Raw genomic sequence first — 23,860 nt, 5'->3', positions numbered from 1 at the left:
ATTGACTTATGAAAAAAACAGCTTTATTTTTTATACTGATATTCATAACCTCTACCCTTTTTGCTCAAGCAACATGGTACAACGTACGTACGTATGGTGCAAGAGGCGATGGGCAAACACTGGATACGAAAGCTATTAACCAGGCCATTGATGCGGCCTCGGCAGCGGGTGGTGGCACAGTATATTTTCCGGCAGGGAATTATCTAAGCATTTCTATACACCTCAAAAGTAAGATCACTTTACGTTTGGAGCAAGGCTGCACGCTCATAGCGGCCGATACCGGTTATGATGAGCCGGAGCCGAACCCTGCAGGCGGCAATTACCAGGATTTTGGCCATAGCCACTGGCATAACAGCTTAATTTGGGGTGAGAATTTGGAGGATGTTTCCATTATTGGGCCTGGCAAAATATACGGCAAAGGGTTAACCCGCAGTTCATTCCCTAAAGCAGGACAGGGCAACAAGGCCATTGCACTGAAACTTTGCCGTAGTGTGATGCTGAAAGATTTTACCTTATTGTATGGTGGCCACTTTGGTTTGCTGGCCACCGGTGTGGATCACCTTACCATTGATAACGTAATGATGGATACTAACCGTGACGGCATGGATATAGACTGCTGCCAGAACGTACGGATAGCCAACTGCGCTGTAAATTCTCCTTGGGATGATGGCATTTGCTTAAAAAGTTCTTACGCTTTAGGCTACAACCGTGCCTGCGAAAACATTACGATCACCAACTGTAACGTAAGCGGGTTTGACCGCGGAACTTTTGCCGATGGCACCTACCAGCGTAAAGAAGCGCACCTGGTGCCCGACCATGAGGGTCCTACAGGCCGCATTAAATTTGGTACCGAATCGAACGGTGGTTTTAAGAACATTGCCATTAGCAACTGTACCTTTCAGTTTTGCCGCGGACTGGCACTCGAAACGGTTGATGGCGCCAGTTTAGAAGATATTACCATCACTAACATCACTATGCGCGATGTTGTGAACTCGCCTATATTTTTACGCCTGGGTGCCCGCATGCGCGGCCCCGCTGGTACACCAGTAGGTAGTTTGAAACGGGTAATTATCAGCAACCTGATGGTGTACAATGCCGATTCACACTTTTCATCGCTTATAACCGGCATACCCGGACATGATATTGAAGATGTGCAACTCAACAACATTCGCATTTACTACCGTCCGCTTGACTCGGCAGCCAGCAAAATACAACAAGTGGTACCTGAACACGAAAAGCTTTACCCTGAACCCGAAAAATTTGGCGTGTTACCCGCTTACGGTTTCTTTATCCGCCATGCTAAAAACATTAAGCTGAATAATGTGGAGGTAAGTTATTTAACTACCGAACCCCGTCCGCCGTTTATATTCAACGATGTGAAAGGCATTATCCTTAACGAGGTAAAAGCACAGGTGCCTGCAGGGCAGCCAATGTACAAGTTGAATAAAGTAAGTGGCTTCGAAATTTTGCCCGAGAGATGGCTTAACAAGAACCTGATTGAGGAAGTGAAGTAATTGCACTTTGATGTAATATGTTGCAAATCTTCTTCTTGGTTGTAACTTACAGTTTGAGTTTAGTTAACTTAACAAGCACAACCATAACATAAAACAAAAGGCCTGAGCATACACTCAGGCCTTTTGTCAAACCAATCAAATTAAGGTATTACTTTACTTGTAAAGCAATATTTTCGCGGTTACTATGGATGGTTTTTATCCATAGCACTTTGCTGTTTTTATCATAATACCAGCCCGATGCATTTTGCAATGCATCAGCATCGCCGGCTTGTTTAATTGCTTGTCCGTTCTCGGTCACGCTGTTAGGCGTGGCTCTATCCCAACGTATTTTGGCTACATAAGCATGGCTGCCAGGAATAAACTTACCTTGCGGCTTATTAACCGTCAAAGTATATCCACTTGCTGTTAAGGCGCTGCTGATATGCGTTTGGCTATAATCACCTTGCTTATATTTTAGGCTTAGTCCGTCATCCTCATACAAATCAAAGCTCGATGCGGCTGATGGGAATATATCCAGCGTAATCACATCGGTAGCTTTTGCATCCATGTAATTCATTTCAGGCTGCATAGGGATAATGCTACCCGCTTTCACGTACAACGGCAACTTATCAAGCGGTGTTACTACATGAATGTATTGCTTGCCGGTATAAGTCTGCCCGGTCCAGTAATCTACCCAATTACCCTCGGGCAAATAAACGGTGCGGGTTTGGGCACCTTTAACCGTAACAGGGCAAACCATCATATTGTTGCCAAACAGGTACTGGTCGCCAATATCATACACATTAGGGTCGCTTTGATAATTTAACACCAAGGCGCGCATTAAAGGCATGCCTGTTTCATACTGATTATGTGCACTGCTATAGATGTAAGGTGTTAAACGGTAGCGCAGCTGGTCATACTTTTTAAAGTTAGCCAAACCTTCGGCTCCATAGTTCCAGGGTTCTTTATAACCCGGATGATCCATACCAAACACCATAGCCACCGGACTAAACATACCAAATTGCACCCAGCGGATATACAACTCAGGGTCGGCCGCATGCTCAAAACCGCCCATACAGTGCGACCAGTAGCCCACGCCAGATAAACCAACATTTAAACCTGCTTTAATAACCGGTGCAAAGTATTGCCATTCGCTTGGCCAGTCGCCGGCAAAAATGTATGGGTAACGTTGTATACCTGCATAACCTTCGCGGGTTTGGTTAACACCTCTAAAACCATTAAGCTCCTGAAACTTCAGATAAGGTGCTTTCGCATAAGCAATAGGAAACACATTATGCAGCTTCTCAATCTCTTTACCGGTTGGCCCAACTTTGTCACTTTCATTTGCCAGGTGACCAAAGGCGCTACCTTCATCAGTCTTTAGCATTTTAGCACCTATGGATGCAACCCGCATAACACCATTGTTCCACCACCAATCGGTGGCTTTCTGGTCAAAAAAATTAACGAACTCACCCGGCTTACCGTTTTCAGGGTAAGTGTATCCTTTGGCACGGGCTTGGTCGAGAAGGTCATAAGTTTTACCGTTATCAAACCGTGGGCGCAAGTGCAGCCCCACAACTTTGTAATTGAGACCATATAAGGTATCAAACATGGCTTTGGGGTTTTTGAAGGTTTCGCGCCACTCAAAAGAAGTAGCGCCTTTACCACCCACCTTGCCAAAAATACGCCACGTTGAATCCAAAAATAAAATATCAACCGGAATGCCCATCTCACGCATTTTACGTGCCAGGGCAATTACATAAGCATCAGATGTTTGTTCCTCATGCCCCCATGTGCCGCCACTGTACGTACCCATATGCAAGCCGAAAGCAAATTTGGGCAACATAGGCGCTTTGCCCGTAATAGAAATATAGGATTTTAAAATACTCGGAAAATCGGGACCATACATAAAGTAGTAATCTAGCTGTCCGCCTCTGCTCGCAAAGCTGTATTGATCGCCGTTTTGGCTGCCCATATCCCAGGTGGTGGCGTTAGGTGTGTGTAAAAAGACACCATACCCACGGGTGCTCATAAAAAACGGAATGGGCGAATAGTTAGCCTCATTAATATTATAAGCACCAACCAGGTGGTTACCGTTAATACTTTTACCCCGACCTACATTTAAATTAAGCTTTTTGTTGCGCTGGTCAATAAAGTCCATACGCTCGCCAAAGCCGAAGAAGTGCTCATCGGCCTGCAGTTGCTTAGTACAGCCGGCCGACTCGCCTTTTTGCCAGGCGCCGTCCTGATCGGCTGAGAGCAGTTTGCCCGTCAAATTATAAACGCTTACCTTAAATGGCGAAGAATTTATCAACACCTTGATTTTAGCTGTTGCCAGCTGTACACCGGTTTTAGTAGCAGTTGCTTTAACAGCTACATTAGGCCAGCTGTAGCTCTCCTGCATCAAAAACTCATCAGGCTCAAATTTGCCATTGTGGCTCATGCGCACCCTGAACATGGTTGGCGAGCAAAACTGCAAACGGATACTTTCGCCCCTGGCTTTAAACACGTACTCGCTACCATCCTTTACCAAACCTTTAACAGTTTGCGCTTTCAGGATAGTTGCAGGCAGACAGATCATGGAACTACCTGCTAAAAACAGTAACTTATATAACGCTTTCATTACTTGCTCAATCGGTATACTTCACTACCGGCCAATAAAAAGCAGCCCAAACCATAATCCTCAAAATCGGGGATATGATCATAATTTACAGGTTGACCATCTTTTGGCTCTTTACCGGTGCCTTGTACAAAGCCCAGCATTCCATCAGGGTGCAGGCAATCCTTAATCATGGCATTCCAGGCCTTGGTTACAATGGGCTCATATTTTTTCTTTTTTAAGATGCCGTTGTTAACCCCCCAAGCCATTCCGTAAGCAAATAATGCCGTACCGGTTAGCTCTTTACCACCATAATTGGTTGGATCCATTAAGCTAACGTTCCAGTAACCATCCTGACGCTGAAGGGGTACCAGTGCTTCTATCATGTCTTTATACATGTTTAGATATTCCTGGCGGTGAGGTGCATTTTTAGGCATCACTTCCAGCACACGTACCATGGCAGCTAATACCCAGCCATTACCGCGCGACCAGTAACAGTTGGCACCATTAGGCTCCTTGTACGGCGGCACAAAGTCTTTATCGCGCCACCATAGACGCTCTTGCGGGTTATATAAACCTTTGCCACCATGTACTGTTTTGGAGTAGTTATAGATATCGTACATTTTTTCGTAATACCGATTATCGTTATAAATAGCGCCCAGTTTAGCAAAAATGGGCATGGCCATTTGCAGCGCATCAATCCAATGCCAGTCGTCAACCTTATCGCTGGTAAGCATTAAATCAATGTTCTTTTTAATGGGTTCAATATAAGCCGGATTTTTATCCAGCTGATACATCTCAATGTAAGTTTGGCCACAGCACTGGTTATCAGCATTGCGCGTGTTCAGTCCGTCGCGTGGCTCCCATTTGTGGTGGTTGCCCCAATCAAGCGCATATTGGTAATATTTTTTCTTCGGGTCTATTTTATGCAAAGCCATCAGGCCTTCATAGTAAACGGCACGCGTCCAAAGGTTGCTGGTACGTACCCGGTTCACGTTTGTGGGCGTAGCCGGATCGGGCCATTTTTTCATGAAGTATTCATTGGCCAGTGCCATATCACTTACAATCTTGGTTTTAGCAGGCAGCTTTTGCGCATGTAAGCCTTTAAAAGGGGCCACCAGCAGCAGTCCTGCTATTACTGAATAGCCTATTTTACTTTTTAACATAATTATAATTTATGATAGATCTCAATTTCGTTAATGCCTAATATGGCTTTTTTATCCGGAATTACTGCGCCAGCGGCATCCTTTTTACCGGTTACCTCTACCAGTCCAAAGCCGTCTTTATCAGTGTTTGCACCTGCCAGTTCAACTGTTAAAGTGCTGCCCTGGGTTGATTTTACCGGCAGGGTTACATAGCCAAGGCTTTGCGTTGTTTCGCCCGAATACACTACTTTGCCATCAACTTTTATACGGATTGGATAACGGCGGTTACGCCAGTTATCCAGCTTCAAAGTTACCTCATCTACCCGCTCAGGCTTTGCAAAAGTGTATTTGATCCAGCCGTTTTGCAATTGACCATCACTGGCCCAGCTGGTTATTTCATTGTCATCATAACTACCGTTAGCTTTCTCATTGTTAGATCCTGCCGTAACGCTGGCAATATCGATAGCCTTGCGGCTCAAAGTAAAAGATGGCCCTTGTGGCGTTGGGCCGCGTTTAAGGCTTCCCTTTAATGCACTCGCCGAAAAATAGGGAGTTAAACCATTATTTACCTGTACAGGCTTTGACGTTAGGCTTATGTTAGCGCTTTTTAAACCATCGGCGCTGGCCTGCAGGGTTATTGCACCTGCTTGTGGTAACGAGCGCAGAATCACCCTGTTTACGCCACACTCTACCGGCAGGCTTTTAACTAAAATGTAATTTCCGGGTCCTTGAGCCAAGCCTCCACGCCATTCTGCCGGGCCATTGAGGGTGAAGTTGATCATATTTAAAGCAGTTGGGCAGCGTTGTCCCTTGGCATCTACCACTTCAACGTCTACTAAAGCGAGGTCTGCCCCATCGGCCATTAAGCCAGTTGGGCTGGTGTGAGGTGTAAGCCTTACCGCCACAGGGTCACCAGCTGTTGTTAGCGTTTCTTCATTCAGTTTTTTGCCGGTTTTATCAAAGCTAATGGCTTTTAATTGGCCTGGCTGCCAGGCTATGTTTTTAAAGGTAAATACAAATTGGTTCGACTGCGTGCCATAGCCTAATGATTTGCCATTGAGTAATAGCTGAACCTTGTCGCCTGTAGAAATCACATAAACATCTTTTTTTATGCCTGATTTATAGTTCCAATGGCCTACTAAATGGATGCCGTTTTTATTAGGATCAACCCAGCCGTCCCAAACTACTTTATGGGTATAAAACCCATCTTTAGGGATACGCAAGGCGTCTACCTCGCCGCTGCGGCGGTAATTTTCCGTACCACGGAAATGCGTATTAGAATCAGAAAAGACAATATTTACGCCACCCGAGCTTACGCGCTTGCCCGTGCCCGGACGCTCGCGCCAGTAATCATACCAACGTACTGCATTTTCTACAGCGTGCGAGTCTTGATTACGATTATAATTAAAGCCGCTTTCCTGCTTATATTTTGGTCCGTCACCGTTTTTATGGAAGGGCGGCGAATACTCATCCCAGTATTTACGCAGCGCTTCATCACGCGAATACTCCATAGCCCAGAAAGGCATTTTAGCGCTTTTGTTAATGTAAAGCATCTCGCCACCATACTCGGCTACTTTGCTATCCAGCATCTCGCGCGAACCGGAGGCACGACCGCCATGCGGATCAAACTCATCACGTATGGCTTTCATATCTTTCATGTGCTCTTCGGTAATACCTTTATTACCCGACTCATAAAATACAATGCTGGGATTATTGCGGTTATAAACCATGGCATCGCGCATCACCTCCAGGCGATGCTCCCACCGGCGGTCTTTAGGGTCGCCCTCGGCATCCCCTGCTGGCATGGCTTGTATAAGGCCAACGCGATCACATGATTCTACATCTTGTTTTGATGGAGTTACGTGCATCCAGCGTACCAGATTGCCGTTGCTTTCTACCATCATCCCGTTACTGTAATCGCTTATCCAGGCAGGCACATCGGTGCCCAGCGCGGGCCACTCATTGGTGCTCCGTTGTGCATAACCATGCATCTGGATAACCCGGTCATTCAGTTTAACCATGCCGTTGCCAAACTCGGTCTTACGAAAACCGGTTTGCGTTTTCACCACATCTACTACAGCACCATCCACCTTAAGCACAGTGTATACATCATATAAATAACCGTACCCCCAACTCCAGAAATTTAGATTGGTAAGCGGAATATCGGCTTTCAGTATTTGTATTTGGCCTGGTGCTATTGTTGCTTTAGCGCCGGCAGCTGTCTTAATTATCTTACCGTCTCTATCGGCAACTATTACCTCAAGCTCTACGTTTTTAGGTGCTTCGTACTCGTTTTTAACCTGCGTTTCGGTAGTAACAACAGCTTTACGGGCAGCTACATCAAAATTGTGCGGGTATATATAAGTTCCGGTAGTTTTAAAAGACGAATAAAGCGGCAGCGTTTGGTAAAGCCTATCGGTTACGTACAGGTTTACATTTTTGTTGATGCCGCCGTAGTTGGCGTAAAAATTAGCGTTGTTCCACTGAAAGGTGCTATTGGTTGATTTTTCGCGGTAGTCCCAGCGGTTATCAACACGTACTGCAATTTCATTGTCGCCGGTTGGGTTCACCTTGTTGGTAATGTCAAACCCGAAGGCCATAATGCCGTTTTCGTGTAAACCCAGCGGCTTACCGTTCAGGAAGAACTCACCTGCCTGGCGTATACCTTCAAACTCTAAAAACAGCTTTTTACCAGCGCTACCCTGCGGCACCTGAAACTTTTTTCGGTACCAGCTAATTCCCGCCGTTAAATCATGAATGTCTTTTTTGAATGCATCATCCTCATTAAAGGCATGCGGTAGTGTTACGTTTTTCCAGCCGGCATCATTAAAGTCCGGCTTTTCGGCGCCGGTGGTATCGCCCGGATATAGTTTCCAATCAGGATTGAAATTGTACTTTGCCCGCGCTACAGGTAACCGGGTTGTGGTTTGTGCACTGGTTTGTAATGCCAAGCACATCATAGCACATAGGGTAGTAAGTAAATGTTTTCTTTGCATATAACTGGTTGTAATTATGAAACTCAGGCAAGGCGTACCTTACCTGAGTTTAAATTTTTAACGTGCGTATACCCGCGCGGAGCGAGACTTACTTTGCCAAGTATTTACTTAATGAAAAGCCTTTACTGTTTTTAATTCCTTTGGCTACGAGCTGGGCATTTAATTTGGCGCCGGCCTCACTGGTATGGGTATGGTCGGTGGTTGTAAAGTAGGTTGATCTAACTTTGGCTTCACCTTCCTGGTCATAAACATCGGCCACTAGTGCGTTCAGGTCTATAAATGTAGCACCGGCTTGCTTAGCTGCCTGAGAGGCCCATAAAACGTAGCTGTCAGTACTGCGGTTAACCTTACTATCTTTCCAGTTATCGCGCGGAATGAGCGAGCATACGGCAACGGTGGCTCCTTTGGCCTTGGCCTCATTGATCATTTTACGCAGGTACCAGCCGTAGCTGTGTATCACTTCGTTCTTCTTAGTAAGCGGGTTATACAACTCCTGCTGCTCATCACTGTTGTTTTTAATGGTACCCCGGGCGCGCGAACTATCTACCAGCGGACTGGCGTCATTGTGCCCGAACTGCATGATCACGTAATCGCCGGGTTTAATTTTCACCAGTACTTTATCCCACCAGCCCTGCGTTTGAAACGTGCGGCTGCTGGTACCACCCAATGCATCATTTTCAACCGTAATTTTAGTGGTATCAAAGTAAGTACCCAGGTAATTGCCCCAACCCCACAGGCCACCATCACCTTTACCCTTGCCGTTCTTTACGGTTGAGTCGCCCACAAGGTATAGCACCGGCTTGGGCTTTTGCATAAATGAGAACAATACACCGGCAGTAAACACCAGTGCTACCGCAAAAAGCAAGGTCTTCAATTGATTAGAACGCATCATCTTATTTCTTTAAGTACTTATTTAATGTAATTGATTTGTTGGCCTTAATACCTGCTACTACCGACTCGGCATTAACCGTAGCGCCCAGTTTATTGGTATGAGTATGGTCACCGGGAAAGAATTTCTTAACCGAGTCGGCACCCCAGGCATCATATTTATCGGCGGATATGCCGTTCAGATTTATGAAAGCCACTTTTTCCTGCTCAGCTATTTCCCTAGCCCATTTGCCATAATCATTATCGGCACGCAGCACTTTGCCGTCTCTAAATTCGTTACGTGGAATCATAGACAGTACAATTGGTGTAGCGCCTTTGGCTTTGGTTTCGCGGATGAACTTGCGCAGGTACCAGCCGTAAGTATGCACGCTTTCCTTGGTACCGTTTGGCCAGGTTAGTTCCACTGTTTCCTCACCAGTTCCTTTTAAAACACCCCGGTAACCTGCCTTGTTTGTATCCGGCTTGCTGCCCTCGTTGTGGCCAAACTGCATCAGCACGTAATCGCCGGGACGAAGCATGCTATCCACCCGGTGCCAGCGGTTTTCCTTTATAAAAGTACGGGTGCTGCGCCCGGCCATAGCCTGGTTATTTACGCTGATCTTGCTTTCATCAAAATAGCTGCCCAATATGGAGCCCCAGCCCCACTGCACCTTATCGCTGTTATGAACCGTAGAATCACCAATGAGGTAAATAGTTGGTTTGGATGGCTGTTTAAAAGCCAGTACCACTAAGCAAGCTAAGGCGGCTACAGTGGTTATTTTAATTAGCTTCATAATGATATATTGTTACTTAATTAGGATAGTTAATAGTTGGCATAGTTTAATCACTGTACAATTTGTAAAGTAATAGCGGCCTCGGGCAAACCGGCCATGGTAGCTTTTAAAGTAACCGGCCCTGTTTTTAAAGTTTGATTATTCCCCTTTACCAACGCCATGCAATGGCCTTGATAAGCTTTACGCGCGCCCCCCTGGTATGATTCATGACTGGCTACATTGCCATTGTCAACTGCTGCAATTTCGGCCGGGCCGCTGATGCTAAATTTCACCAGATCATCAGTATTAGCGCAAACGTTACCCGCTGCATCTACTACGGTAACGTTTACCTGTGCAGCATCGTCCCACCGGTGCGTTAACTGATTGCGGCTGGCCGTAAGCAGCAGTTTGGCCGGCGCACCAGCCGATTTAAATTCTTCTGTTGTAACTTCTTTACCCTTGTTGCGACCTACCGCTTTTAATGTTCCCTTTTCAAAAGTAAGGTCCCATTCGCGCGGCGCATCATTGGCCGGTTTTGGCTTAATACCTTGTGATTTGCCATTTAAAAACAGTTCTACCTCGTCGCAATTGCTGTACACCTGCACTTTGGCATTATCGTAGGTCCCGAAATCGGCGGGTGTCCAGTTGGCTACCCAGTTGCCTGTACCATCGTTATCGGCACGCCTTACCATGTGTACAACCGGCTTGTCGCTCCACCAACTTTGGCGTTGCAGACCCAGCGGCTTCCAGTTACCCATGCGGTCTATCAGGCCAGAATCATGCGTTGTATTAGGCCAGCCTTCTTCGCCCAGGTAGTCTATGCCCGTCCATAAAAACTGGCCTGCCATATAGGGTTTATCGCGCAGGGCCAGCCACTGGGCTATGTCATGGGCGTTTTCAGTACCAATTACAATCCAATCAGGGTGCGCTTCATGCGCAGCTATGATTTCTTTCTCGCGATAATTTTGACCTACTACATCCATCATAGCTGCAAAACCATTGGCATACACACCAGATACGTTGGGCCTGAACAGCGCCATAGTAACCGGCCTGCCCGGATCAAGCTGATGAATGAGATTTTGCTGATCGCGATATTTCTTAAATCCGGTAGAATCGTTCAGGTTATCATGAATTTCGTTCCCTACGCTGTAAATAACGATAGATGGGTGGTTGCGGTCGCGCATAACCATTTCGCGGGTGTCGCGTTCCCACCAGTCGGTAAAATACAGGTTGTAGCCTTTTTCGCCATTGGGTTTGGAGGCATTCCATGTATCGAAGGTTTCATCCATTACTACAAGGCCCATGCGGTCGCACAGGTCCAAAAACTCAGGTGCCACAGGGTTGTGAGATGTGCGGATGCCGTTCACACCAATTTGTTTCAGCGTTTTAAAGCGTTCTTCCCAAACATCTAAAGGCACTGCAGCACCCACGGCGCCACCATCATGGTGTAAACACACACCTTTTATCTTTATATTCTTTCCGTTAAGCCAAAAGCCAGTCGCCGCTTCAAATTTTGCTTCGCGAATGCCAAAAACGGTTTTCTCATCATCTATTACTGTACCGCCCTGATTAACCGTAGTGATAGCGGTATAGAGATTGGGTTGATCCAGGTTCCATAACTTTGGATTTTTCACATCGGCTTGCAGTATAAAATCAGCCGTTACACCTGCCTTAACCGATTGACTTTTTTCAACCGTGGCTACGATTTTACCAGCATTATCGGTTATGGTGGTCATTACCTTGTAATCAGCTGACTTATCAGATTCATTTTTTACCTGTGCCTGAATTTTAACAGTACCTTTTGCGGCGGTGGCAACCGGTGTAGTTATATATACGCCGTTAGGTGTTAAATGTACCAAATCGGTTTGCACTAACCTTACATGCCTGTATATACCTGCGCCTGTGTAATACCGCGATGCAGGCTGAATACTATTATCTGCCCTTACGGAAATAACATTTGAGCTACCATAAGTAAGGTAAGGTGTGATATCATATCTGAATGTGCTATAGCCATAAGGTCTTTTGCCTAAATGATGCCCATTGATCCACACATCACTATTAGCCATTACACCATCAAATTCCACATACATTAACTTAGGAGTAGCCGGCTTGCTAAACGTAAAACATTTACTGCGATACCAGCCCACGCCTGATGGCAAGTACCCTCCTCCCCGGCTGGTAGGGTTGGTTTGACTATAGGGCCCCTCAATACTCCAGTCGTGAGGTACGGTTACCTCACGCCACTTTTTATCGTCAAAAGCCAATTGTTCGGCGCCGGCAGTATCGCCTTTGTGAAACTTCCAATTGGTATCAAAAGCTACATTGACACGTTTAATTGTGGGGCGCTGGGCTTGTGCGGTAACAGCAATAGCCAATAATGAGAAGGCTGTAACGAAATATTTTTTCATACCGTTAAGGTTTAGCCGAAAGCAGATTAGGTATAGTTAGTTTTGAATTATCAGTAGCGGTAATAGTGCTATTATTCCATTTCCAGCCTTGAGCATACTTTACTTCGCCCGCTGTTTCAACCGTCATATTCACATTATCAAACTGAAAGTTTTGCAGTTGTGATTCTTGCAAACCGATAGCATTAACGGCTTTTTTAGCGCCGTTGACTTTTATGTTAGAAATGAAAACGTCTTTGAAATGCGGAATACCCTTGGATGCCGGCTCTACCTTGGTGAGCATTTTTTTCCAGTGCGGCGGCAGGGTACTTTCGGTATAACCGTCGGGCAGCTTGGAATAGCTGTAGCTCGGGTTCCAGTTCATGGTGATCTGGAAGGCTGTTCGTACGTTGTTCATGGTGATGTTAGTGAAATGAATATCTTCCACCGTTCCACCACGCGTAGTGGCCGATTTAATGTTTAAGCCGTTGCTTGTTCCGTTGCCTACCAGGTTGGTTGCGTACACGTGGCGTATTCCCCCTGATGTTTCGCTACCCAGCGTAAGCAAGCCCGAGCCTGCCCGGGCCACACAGTTGCGAATAACTACGTACTCGGTAGGTTTATTCACCCGCAGGCCATCCCAATCTCTGCCCGACTTCAGGCAAAAATCATCGTCGTTACAATCAATATCACAATTTTCAATCAATATCTTGGTTGATGAATCCACGTCAATTCCATCGGTGCTTGGTCCGTGGCCATCTACATTATTACGAATGGTAATGCCATCAACGGTCACTTGGCTGGAGTAAAGTAACTGCACCGTCCAGAAACCGGCCTGCTGCAGGGTAATGCCCTTAATGGTTACGTCGGTTGAGTTCGTTACCAGCAGTGTTCGTGGCCTTTTGGCATCGTAATCCACTATCCAGCGTAAACCTTTAGGCTCATACTCCTTACGCATATTCCAGTATAAATCCCAAAAAGGCTTGCCTTGTGCATTGACCAACCCTTTACCTGTAATAGCTGCATTGCGCTGCCCCATAATGTTGAGAAGCGCTGCGGGCCATTTCATTTCTATACCGGCTATACGTGTATCTATTTCCGGGTAGTCGGCAATGTTCTGACTGCCCATTAATTCGGCACCTTCATTCAGTTGCAAGTTCACATTACTTTTAATGAACAGTGAACCGGTTAAATACTTTCCAGACTTAACTTCAACAATACCGCCACCAGCGGCCGAACATTTATCTATGGCCTGCTGAATAGCTTTGGTGCTGAGTGTTTTGCCGTCGTTTACTGCTTTGTAATCGCTAACGAGGTAAACTTTGGTTTTATAAGGAAAACTTTTCGCGCCTACCGTTTTAACCCAGCCTGGTTCGTCAGCAGCTTTAGTCACGGGTAAATTTAATGCCACCGATGCAACTAAAAGCAGCAAGTATTTCATCTTAATCGTCATATATGAAATCATTCTGCCTTGTTTGATTTGGCAGCCTTGGCTACTTCAACTGCGTAAATTTCATCGTGCCCTTCAAAGTTGGCTCTAAAAATCACCCATTTTTCATCGGGAGAGAAGTGTACGTTAGGCTCTTGCTTATAATAGTGATTCTTCATGTTAACCAACTTTTCTGACTTGAACTTATCACCTTCGGGCCTGAACAGATAGATCCACATGCCATCGGGCGCTTTGGCAACCTGGCCCGGGTCGCCGCCATCACCGCAAAAAAGCTTTTCATCTTCCGTTACATTAAAATGGATTGACCATTCATTACGGTTCATTTCGTAAATCTTCTCTTTACCCGTTTTCATATCGTATCCGGCTAGGAAGAAGGTTTGCCCTTTAGGCTTTTGCAGATCGAACCACTCCGTGTTGCCATTTGGCGACCAGAACTCGTGACCGGCAATTTCCATAGGCATTGTACGCTTATGCAAAAGGGTAGATTTGTTGGTTTTGATATTGTAGTTCCAGATGCGGTCTACTTTTTCCCAAGGGCCCTCATGGCAGTAGGAAAGTATGTTTGGATCAGTAGTAGAAAACAACAGATGGTTGGTCCACTCGTTCTCGCGGTTTACTTCCTTCAATTCCTTGGTTTTAGTGTTGAGTATATACAGCACATGCTCAATATGTGCGTTGTAAATCCGCTGGAAGAAATCTTTTTTTTCAGGGTACTGCTTTAATATCTCACGCTCCTGGTCGCCTACTGCTTTTACGCAGGCCATGTAAGTACCATCGGCATTTACCGTACCCACCCTGCCCTTAAATGAGGGGTCGAAAGCATAAATAAAACGCTCTTTACGGGTATCTACGTTGGCAGCAAACACGCTATCGCCGCTTTGGTAATAGGCCTCACGTGTTTTAGCGCAAACCATTTCGCCGGCCACGCGAGCCCTGTTGGTTAGCTGTGCAACTTTTTTTGTTTTCAGATTAAGGGTGAATAACTGTTTGCCATCAGTTGTTGTACCACCTGAGAAAACCATGATATCGCCTTCGCTTTTTAGCTGAGGTACAAAACAGTTGTTGTTAAAATAGAAACTGGTGTTGCCGCCCGGTCGGTTAACTAAGCGCACTACTTTGTGGCCGGTATCTTTGTCAATCCATTGGGCAACGGCCATGGGCTGTTTGTTGGCGCCGGTTTCGAGCATAGGTTGCGCTTGTGCAGCTATGCAGTAGCAGCTAAGAGCGAACAGCGGGGCGAACAGTTTCTTTTTCATAACAGGTAGTTTTGGTTAGTTACCATCTGGTTTAATGGCAGAATTTTTGGGGCTTAGCGGCCAGTTGAAGCTTTCGATGGGATCAGGTTTTGATGGGTCGAACGTTTTGGTATCAACCAGATACTTTTTCAGGCCCAGGTTATTCGTTTTAACTCCTTCTACAATACATTTAGCCAATTCGTAGGCACCGTAAGGGTTAAAGTGTGTATTATCTTCTAAAGCCTTATCCTGACCAGGAAAGGTATTAGCAGGATAATGTACCAGTGCTTTCTTAGAATTTTCGACACCCAGGGCATCGTAAAATTTCGTTACCATTTGGTTCAGGTCAATCAAAGGCACATTAAGTTCTTGGGCTACCTTGCGGGCGGCAGCTGGGTAATCGCCCAGTGTGTTTACCGTTTTACCTTCGGCATCGAATGAGCGGCGGGCTGTAGAGGTTACAATAACTGGGTTGGCTTTATGTTCGCGTGCCTGCATTACAAACAGCTTTAAGCGCTCGGTATAAGATTTATAAGCGCCATCGTTAGGGCCCTTCTCTTTCTGATCGTTGTGGCCAAACTCTATGAACAGGTAATCGCCGGGTTTAATAAGACTCATAACTTTTTCCAGGCGCTTACTGCCTATAAAGCTACCCAGCGTGAGGCCCGACTCAGCATGATTGGCAATGGCTACACCTGGCTTAAAAAAACGAGGTATCATTTGCCCCCAGGCAGCCCAGGGCTCATCGTCCTGGTCAACCACGGTTGAGTTGCCTGCCAGGTAAACGGTAATTTGATTTTCTACCTTTTCAATTTCAATAGCACTAACCGCAGAGTTACCCGCAAACTCAAGTGTAAGCTTATTGTCCCAATCCAGCTTGCCGTTTTCACGGGGTTTCAGTTTTACCATTTCGCCGTTAGCAATCTGCGGCATACGGATGTTAACTATAAAACTTACCTTTTTTGATTCATTAGGCTTGGTGGCAAAGTTTTCGACCATTAAACGGCGCGACTCGGCCTTAACGGTAGTTTGGGTAGGCCCTTCAGCATCACCCAGGGTTAGTGTTACTTTATAATTCCCCTCGGGTACGGCTGCCGAAAAGTAAAAGGGTTTATTGCTGGTTACAAAGCTGCTGCTATGACCTTTACGCATGATAACTTGCGAAGCAGTGCCCATGTCAAATCCATAATCGTTATTATAATTTTTTGACGTGCTAACGGCCGTAAAACCGGCTTTAGGCTTAGCTCCGCTTAGGTCGAACCGGTAGTTGGTTGCCGCGGTTTGTGCCCAAACAGGCGTAGCTAAGCTTGCGCAGAGCCCGGCAAACGACAGGGCCAAATATTTGATAGCCATCGGCTTCATGATCTGTAACATTAAATATTATACAGCGGTTTATAACTGCACGGTGCAGATTTGGTTAGATACTGTAGGCTCAAATTTATCTGATGCAGGGCTAAAGGGTATCCTGTACCGTCCTGAAAAGGCCGTGAACCGGCAATTACAACCACTTTATAACAGCAATGATACAATCACTGCTAAGGCTTTAAGCTAATGTAGGTTGGGGCATTACGGTCGCAGGTAAGTTTGCCATCTGCATACTTCAGCTCGGCCACCTGTAAACTGCTTCGTTGCCGCTCATACTGGCTGGTAGCCGGCGGTGTAGTACGGCCGGGATGCGTGAAGTAATAGATGTAGGCACGGTCATGGTTCACCACAATATCTGCATGGCCGCCTATTACGCCGTCATCAGCACCAGTACCGGGGGCTTGTAATATGTTATCGGGCTGGCGTTTCCAGTTCAGCATATCATCAGAGCTGTACACGGCCAAACCACGCCAAACGTCGGTTATCATCCAGTACTTACCTTTCCAGGTAAATACTTTGGGGCCTTCGCCCCCTTGGTCGGCTACCGCTTTTTTACCGTCGGTCCAGCTATACAGGTCTTTACTATCGGCGTAGTAAATTGACTTATGGTCGCGCTCGTTATTGTACCACATGCGCCAGTTGCCATTGGGCATACGAGCCACACAAGCATCAATAACCTTGTCGGTAGCCAGTTTGAGGGTTGATTCATACTTCCAGTTCAGAAGGTTGGTGCTGGTGAGGTGTAAAATGTTTCGGGGGTGACTCCAATCCTTAAACACGCCTGGTACATACGTAAGGTACATATGATATAACCCGTTGTGTTCAATAATCTCTGGAGCCCAGTGTGTATAACCAGCGGTTGGGCGGTACTGAATATCAGCGGTATCACGATATTTCCAGGTAGCGCCGTCTTTTGATTCAGCAATACCAATGCGGGTGCCATGAACCCACTCTACCCCACCTACAGTGGTATCCTTTGCCCGGCGGTTAGTATAAAACATGAACCACTTCTTCTCTCCTTTATTCCATATCACTACCGGATCGGCTGCGCCATCGTAAATCGGGTCGCGAAAAAGGGGTTTGGGTGCTGGTTTGCTATGTTTGTTAGTTTGTGCAAAGATGCTGGTAGATGAAACAAGTAGCAAGAACACAAAAGATAACTTTATAACTGTTTTCATTATATGATGGGGATACTTTAACTGTATATAAGTAACATTGGGCTTGTCCAGTACATTTTACTCCTGTAGCGTCAGCTTAATCAATGTTTATAATTTCTTCGTTCTTAATTTTTTGCCGCCTTCAACTTCTCATATTCAGCAACGGTAATTTTAAATACTGTGCCATGCCGTATGCCAGAGGGTAATTGTACTTGGTCAGATATATCCGTCCAAGTTTTCAGGTCGGTTGAGGTAAGCGCTCCGTATTTGTGGTTGCGGTATTTGTCAAAATATAGTATCCACTCTTTACCTTTTTGCAGTGCGGTTGGTCCTTCGGCCCAGTAATCGCCTGTAATATGCGTACCTGCCTGCTTGTAGGGACCGGTTATTTTATCGGCATAAGCAATCTTAATGTTTTTCTGAACCGGCTTCACCGTTTCATCTTTAAAAAACATGATGATTTTTTTCCCAAAAGGCAGTATACTGGCATCAATGCAATTAAAGCCTGGATTGTACAGGAGTTTTGTTGCTGTAAAGGTTTTAAAGTCTTTAGTCAGGGTGTAATAAATACGATGATTGTACCCCTTTTCGGTTATGGTATCGGCCAGTGGGTAGCGGCCCGTGATAGTACTGGCCCAGTAAATCATGTACTGTTTGGTGGTGGCATCATAAGTTACCTCTGGCGCCCAGGTGTTACGCGCACCTTTCTCAGCAGCCATCACCGGCAAAAAGCGCTGCTCCGACCAGTGGATCAAATCGGGCGAGTTAGCGTAGCCTATTCCTTTATCGTTCCAGCTTACCGTCCACACCATATGAAAAAGCCCGTCGGCTCCACGCAGTATACAAGGGTCGCGCATCAGTTTATCACTCGCTACGGCAGGTTTCAAAAATGAGCTATCACCTTTTAAGGCTTGCCATTTTAAGCCGTCGGTACTGGCGGCCAGGTGCAGGCCATCGGCACTACTGCCTTTAAAATAGCAAAACAGGTAAACTTCGTTTTTAGCATTTTGCGCGAAGGCGCCTGCTGCTACCAGCAGCATAGTCAATAGGTATACAAATCTTTTCATGTACTTTAGGTTAGTAAAGGCAAGCAGCCAAAGTTAACAGATTAGTTGAGCTGGTAATAGTTTAACCGTCCTATACTGTCTGCTTTGTGTTGGTTAATTAACTTTATTTCACTTTAATTTGTAAGGATGCGGATCATCGTATCTTCATCAACCAATTGTTACTTATCATGCTATAGCCATAGCATCTACAACCTGAATAACCCATATGAAAGCCACTAAAGCCGGATTAATGCTTTGCTGCGGATTACTTGCCAGTGAATTGGCCTTTAGCCAGAAAGTAAATGACGTGGTAACACCGCTGCATGCCATGAAAGTGAACTACCCTGTTCCGTATGACATCACAGATCAGGCCAAGGTAAAGCAAACGCTCGACCGTATATTGGACTACCTGGACAAGGGCACGCCAACACAGTTTATTAACCGCCGCACCAATGCTACTGTTGCTTTAAATGATGCCGATACGGCTACCATATTTAAACCCGGCGATTTCAGGCTAACCAGTTATGAGTGGGGCGTTACCTATGCTGGTATGTTGTTGGCTGGCCAGGCTACGGGCGATAGCCGCTATACCGATTATACCAAAACCCGCTTAACCTTTTTGGCTGATGCTGTGCCGGTTTTCAAGAAACTGAACCAGCAATACCCATCACGCCGCAACCCGCTGCACTCGGTGATGGAACCGGGCGCTTTAGATGATGCCGGCGCTTTGTGTGCGGCTACTATTAAAACCATACGCCTCGGCAATGCATCGCCTAACCTGCGCCCTATGGCCAATAATTTTATCAATTTTATATCGGCCAAACAACAGCGCTTTGCCGACGGTACTTTAGCCCGTAACCGTCCGCTTAAGAATACTTTGTGGCTGGATGATTTGTTTATGAGCGTACCGGCCCTTGCCCAAATGGGTAAGCTTACCGGCGATAATAAATATTATGATGATGCTGTAAAACAGGTTTTACAATTTAGCGCCCGCATGTTTAACCGCGAAAAAGGGGTTTACATGCACGGCTGGGTTGAGGAAATGGACGTACACCCGCAGTTTCACTGGGGCCGTGCCAATGGCTGGGCCCTGATGGCCATGACGGAGCTGCTGGATGTACTACCCGAGCAACACCCGGGCCGCAAAGCGGTATTGCAGCAATACCAGGCCTTAGCTAAAGGCTTGGTTACCTACCAATCGAGCCAAGGCTTTTGGCACCAGTTGTTAGACCGCAATGACAGCTACCTGGAAACATCGGCCACGGCTATTTATGCTTACTGTTTTGCCCGGGGCATTAACCAGGGCTGGCTTAACGGCAAGGCATTTGGACCGGCAACTCTGCTGGCCTGGAATGCTACGGCTACCAAGGTGAATGCACAAGGACAGGTTGAAGGCGTTTGTGTAGGTACCGGTATGGCTTTCGACCCGGCATTTTATTACTACCGCCCGGTAAATGTTTACGCCGCACATGGTTATGGCCCTGTTTTGCTGGCTGGCGCTGAAATAATTAATTTATTGAAGAATCATACGTTTGAAGTGAATGACAGCGCAGTGATGATGAAAAATTAAAACTTCATAATGAACACTCCGGCCGTCTTTATAAAATAAATAATTGCAGGTTATGCTGTTTGTACGTTTGCACTTTATTAAGAATGCAGGTTATACTATTCTAGCCGGCTTAAGTATACTGTTGGGTGGCTTGTACTTGTTGCATCATGCATCAGCTGCCAGGCATGATTTAGTAGCTACAGGCTTGTTGGCCGATATGATAATTACTTTTCCCGTTGCTTATTACTTCCTGCTCATCAGGCCGCTTCAGTTGCGAAAACGAAGTTTACTGCTGGTATTTAGTTGCTGTTGTGGCGCGGCCTATCTGATACTGCCGCCGCATCAGCGGCAATATATTTTACAGCTACGCAAACTTACCTTCGTGCTCGAACTGGGCATTATTATTTATGCCTCTACCCAAATTTCAAAGATACGCCGCTATTACCAGGCACTGCAAACCCAAATGCCTGACAGTGCTCACCATTTACGGCAAAGTTTAATTAATGTATTGGGCAACAGCCTACCTGTTAAATTGCTGGCTGCGGAGCTAACAGTTGTTCGGTTTGGATTACTATGCTGGAAAAGGCCAACTAAGTTGCCTTCAAATGCTCAATATTTTACCACCCATCGCAATTCAGGCTGTGTAGCTTTATTTGGCGTTTTTTTATTTGTTGGAATCATTGAGTTGGTGGCCGTGCACCTGGTAGTGTTGCAATACAGTTATAAAGCCGCGATAGTCCTCTCATTTATTAGCGTATACGGAATAATGTTCATCATCAGCGATTTTTCTGCTATCCTGAAAAGTCCGGTAATTATATTAGATAACCAGTTATTGCTGCGTACAGGCATTCGCTGGCGTGCACAAACCGAAATTCAAAATATTAAAGCTATCCGGCAGGTTAAGGAAGACGAGCAGCCAGACAGTGTTTGCTTCAAAGGGGGCGTCACTAAAAGCAGTGCCAATCTGCTGATAACCTTTAACCAACCAGTAAGTATTGAGCGGCTTTATCACAAATCCATTATGAGCCACAGTATAATGATGAGTATAGATCAACCTGCTGAATTCATCAGCCAGGTACATGCAGCAGTGGGTAACTGATTGGTCTAAAGCTTACATGCCTCGAAGCGATCATTTGAGTCCGTCGTCCAACTTGCCAGTTTGAGGATTGTTGAACCTTTATCAGGCAGCTTATTAAGCGTTGCATTACCTGTCTTTCACTTATACAACGTATGCCTGATTTACTTTTACTGAAATTAATATTACAAATCCAGGCACTTTTCCATATGTTGCTAATTCAAATGGATTAGGAACGATAGAACTACATTCGCCTATGGCGATGGGGGCTGAGACAATTGCTTTTGAAGCAAAGCTTAAGCTTATTATTTAAAGCCAATACGTACGTTATATTCAGTTAACAATGGGCCGTTACTTTTGTATTATAAGCATTTTGTGATATGAAAGCATTCTTATCGTCTGTGTTATTTATTGCAGCCTTAGAAAACGTAGGCATGGCGCAAACCACAGTGGCGCCGGCAGATTCTGTTAAACGCACAGGAATAGGGCCCTGCTTCGGCAGTATAACTCCACCCGGGCCTTTGTATATTATCCATACTAAGCATAAGATATATCAGTTACTGTCGGTTGATCTTCTTCAGCAAGAAGAAGTAGAAAAAATGCATGTCAAAACCAACCAAATAGAAAATACTGCCCTGTATGGAATTAAAGCGCAAAATGGGCTGGTGATATTTACCTTAAAGGCAGACAAGGAATCAGCCGTAATTAAGCGTTTAAATAAGAACCTGATAAAATTATAAGGGCGCCATTTTTACAGACGCCCCTGTCCTATTCTAAAAGCCTGTTGATAAAGCGCTTCCTCAAAAAGTTTATGCCTTACTTCACCACTTGTTTAACTGGTTTACTTACTTTTCAGTATCACGATATTAGGTTTAGCGGGCGCTTTCATACCATTACCTAAAAAGAAACTAGTGTACGGAGGCTGATTGTAACCTACGTTTTGCCAGGCAATACTTAGACGATACTGTGGATCGTGCATTAGTGTACGAAATTTATATTGGGTTGGAATAGTGGTGGTGTAAATGCGCAGGCTTTGGTTGTCGGCAGCACGCAATATTACTTCTTCGCGCCAGTCGCCAAACAAGTCGGCGCTTAGGGTTGGAGTCGATTTTGAACCATTATTGGATTGATAACCATCAGCCACCAGCAAATTATCTGTTTTACTGTTTTGGTAATCCCATTTCATGATGCGGTTCCCGTCCAACAGTTCGCGCAGCAGGTCCCCATCCCACCAAATACCAAAGTTTACAGTGCGTGGAGCTGCGCCTATTTTTTCGCCTTTTGCGGTCTTCAAGCCTTCGGCGCCACCCCACTGTTCCACACCAGCATAGCGAGGGTCAATGTCTGCCGACATGCCACGACCTACGTCCATATCCGGATCGCCCTGCCAAAGTATTTCGCCCGTGCGGGCATCATACATAGCGCTGCCTGCTCCTTTGGTTTTTTCTTCAATTTCGTGCACACCAAAAACCTCCAGGCCAGGGCGCAAAGGATCCATATCGCTCACGTGCACAGCATCGCCGTGGCGTAAACCAGTTGTATACAAGCCTTTGCCATTATCATCCACACACATAGAACCGTACACTATTTCATCCTTACCATCGGCGTCTACATCAGCAACAGTTAAATTATGATTACCCATGCCCGAGTAAGGGTTAGCCCCATCTTTAGTATCAAAAACCCAGCGGGAGGTAAGCTTACCGCCGCGCCAATCCCATGCGGCCAGCACTGTACGGCCGTAATAGCCGCGGCACATTATTACGCTGGGATGCACACCATCCAGATAGGCCACGCAAGCCAAAAAACGATCGACACGGTTACCGCTGTTATCATTACCGCCATTGCCCCCGCGGCCACCCCAGCCGCCAATGTTGCCACGGGCAGGTATGTAATCGGTAGTGGCTAAAGCAGCGCCTGTACGGCCATCAAATATGGTAAAGTACTCGGGGCCATCCAGTATGCGGCCTTGCGCGTTGGCATAACGCTTGGTGCTGTCGCCAATTACTTTGCCCTTACCGTCAACGGTACCATCGGCCGTTTTGCAGGCCAGTTCGGCAATGCCGTCTCCATCCAGGTCATACACCATAAACTGAGTATAATGCGCGCCTTCCCTGATATTATGTCCCAGGTTAATTTCCCAAAGTAAGGTACCGTCCAATTTGTACGCCTGAAAAACAGGCGGGTCGGTTATACCTGCCGATGAGTTATCGCGTCCGCGACCGGTTTGGTGCAGTATGATTTCGTATTGCCCATCCCCATCTAAATCGCCTACTGAAGCATCGTTGGGAATATAACCTTTGGGGTTTTTGAGCGGCAAATTCCAGTAAGCCTGGGCCGGTGCATTTGCATTAAGGGTATAGGTATTTCCGGCAGCCCCTTCTTTACCATTGATGATTGCCTTTACAAACCAGCTGTTGGCAACGGTACTGTCTACCTTTTGCTGGGTATAGCTGGTAGCCGCGGCTAAGGGTTTGGCATTCACTTTTACGGCCGGCTTGCCGCCCGCTTTATGATAAAGGTTATAGGTTACATTATCGGGCTCGGTGCCCAGCATGCGCCAACTTAAAAATACACTGCCCCCACCCTGGCTTACGGCAACCAGGCCCCTGTTTAGGTACTCCATCTGGCGCTGAGCAAAGGCAGTTGCTGTAACACATACCGTAATCATCAGCGTGAGCTTTAAGGCTTTGTTTAAAAATATTTTCATGAGGTGATTTATTAAATTT

16 protein-coding genes are annotated in these 23,860 nt (G+C 46.0%); 4 read left to right on the top strand and 12 right to left on the bottom strand.

What is annotated here, in order from left to right; genetic code table 11:
* Window positions 1–8 precede the first annotated feature (8 nt).
* Complete coding sequence (locus ABDD95_RS02070; RefSeq protein WP_345950247.1) at window positions 9–1,514, top strand: glycoside hydrolase family 28 protein; 1,506 nt, start codon at window positions 9–11, stop codon at window positions 1,512–1,514.
* 148 nt (window positions 1,515–1,662) lie between these two features.
* On the opposite strand, the gene ABDD95_RS02065 is transcribed toward ABDD95_RS02070, so the two are convergent.
* The 11 genes from ABDD95_RS02065 to ABDD95_RS02015 all read right to left on the bottom strand — a co-directional run bounded on the left by ABDD95_RS02065 (window position 1,663) and on the right by ABDD95_RS02015 (window position 18,531).
* Entirely contained in the window at window positions 1,663–4,116 is a 2,454-nt protein-coding gene (locus ABDD95_RS02065) for a TIM-barrel domain-containing protein (protein ID WP_345950246.1), read from the bottom strand.
* Window positions 4,116–5,258, bottom strand: a complete 1,143-nt coding sequence (locus ABDD95_RS02060) for a glycoside hydrolase family 88 protein (RefSeq protein ID WP_345950245.1) — start codon at window positions 5,256–5,258, stop codon at window positions 4,116–4,118. The genes ABDD95_RS02065 and ABDD95_RS02060 overlap by 1 nt, the downstream gene beginning before the upstream one ends.
* Before the next feature lie 2 nt (window positions 5,259–5,260).
* Window positions 5,261–8,233, bottom strand: a complete 2,973-nt coding sequence (locus tag ABDD95_RS02055; RefSeq protein WP_345950244.1) for a sugar-binding domain-containing protein — start codon at window positions 8,231–8,233, stop codon at window positions 5,261–5,263.
* Window positions 8,234–8,321: 88 nt separating this feature from the next.
* Window positions 8,322–9,125 carry a rhamnogalacturonan acetylesterase gene (locus ABDD95_RS02050; protein WP_345950243.1) on the bottom strand — a complete coding sequence of 268 codons (804 nt, stop codon included), beginning with the start codon at window positions 9,123–9,125 and terminating at the stop codon, window positions 8,322–8,324.
* A 1-nt stretch (window position 9,126) separates the two neighbouring features.
* A complete protein-coding gene (locus ABDD95_RS02045) occupies window positions 9,127–9,894 on the bottom strand; it encodes a rhamnogalacturonan acetylesterase (protein WP_345950242.1) in 768 nt (255 codons plus the stop codon).
* Window positions 9,895–9,944: 50 nt separating this feature from the next.
* Window positions 9,945–12,281 (bottom strand): glycoside hydrolase family 2 TIM barrel-domain containing protein, encoded by a 2,337-nt coding sequence (locus tag ABDD95_RS02040; protein ID WP_345950241.1) that lies wholly within the window; start codon window positions 12,279–12,281, stop codon window positions 9,945–9,947.
* A gap of 4 nt (window positions 12,282–12,285) precedes the next feature.
* Window positions 12,286–13,698, bottom strand: a complete 1,413-nt coding sequence (locus ABDD95_RS02035) for a glycoside hydrolase family 28 protein (RefSeq protein WP_345950240.1) — start codon at window positions 13,696–13,698, stop codon at window positions 12,286–12,288.
* A gap of 20 nt (window positions 13,699–13,718) precedes the next feature.
* Window positions 13,719–14,963, bottom strand: a complete 1,245-nt coding sequence (locus tag ABDD95_RS02030) for an oligogalacturonate lyase family protein (RefSeq protein WP_345950239.1) — start codon at window positions 14,961–14,963, stop codon at window positions 13,719–13,721.
* Between the two features lie 15 nt (window positions 14,964–14,978).
* Window positions 14,979–16,316: a rhamnogalacturonan acetylesterase gene (locus tag ABDD95_RS02025; protein WP_345950238.1), complete on the bottom strand. Its 1,338-nt coding sequence runs from the start codon at window positions 16,314–16,316 to the stop codon at window positions 14,979–14,981.
* A gap of 161 nt (window positions 16,317–16,477) precedes the next feature.
* Window positions 16,478–17,485 (bottom strand): family 43 glycosylhydrolase, encoded by a 1,008-nt coding sequence (locus ABDD95_RS02020; protein ID WP_345950237.1) that lies wholly within the window; start codon window positions 17,483–17,485, stop codon window positions 16,478–16,480.
* Between the two features lie 104 nt (window positions 17,486–17,589).
* On the bottom strand, window positions 17,590–18,531 hold the full coding sequence (locus ABDD95_RS02015) for a glycoside hydrolase family 43 protein (protein WP_345950236.1): 942 nt from the start codon (window positions 18,529–18,531) through the stop codon (window positions 17,590–17,592).
* Between the two features lie 205 nt (window positions 18,532–18,736).
* Between ABDD95_RS02015 and ABDD95_RS02010 the strand changes: the two genes are divergently transcribed.
* The 3 genes from ABDD95_RS02010 (at window position 18,737) to ABDD95_RS02000 (ending at window position 21,874) form a co-directional block, all read left to right on the top strand.
* Complete coding sequence (locus tag ABDD95_RS02010; protein ID WP_345950235.1) at window positions 18,737–20,080, top strand: glycoside hydrolase family 88 protein; 1,344 nt, start codon at window positions 18,737–18,739, stop codon at window positions 20,078–20,080.
* A gap of 52 nt (window positions 20,081–20,132) precedes the next feature.
* Window positions 20,133–21,158 (top strand): hypothetical protein, encoded by a 1,026-nt coding sequence (locus ABDD95_RS02005; protein ID WP_345950234.1) that lies wholly within the window; start codon window positions 20,133–20,135, stop codon window positions 21,156–21,158.
* A gap of 356 nt (window positions 21,159–21,514) precedes the next feature.
* Entirely contained in the window at window positions 21,515–21,874 is a 360-nt protein-coding gene (locus ABDD95_RS02000; RefSeq protein ID WP_345950233.1) for a hypothetical protein, read from the top strand.
* Between the two features lie 101 nt (window positions 21,875–21,975).
* Here the strand turns inward: ABDD95_RS02000 and ABDD95_RS01995 are convergent, their stop codons facing one another.
* Window positions 21,976–23,841: a rhamnogalacturonan lyase gene (locus ABDD95_RS01995; RefSeq protein WP_345950232.1), complete on the bottom strand. Its 1,866-nt coding sequence runs from the start codon at window positions 23,839–23,841 to the stop codon at window positions 21,976–21,978.
* Window positions 23,842–23,860: the final 19 nt, after the last annotated feature.

The sequence above is a fragment of the Mucilaginibacter sp. PAMB04274 genome, assembly GCF_039634385.2.
GTDB lineage: Bacteria > Bacteroidota > Bacteroidia > Sphingobacteriales > Sphingobacteriaceae > Mucilaginibacter.
This window is presented reverse-complemented; position numbering and strand designations above follow the sequence as displayed.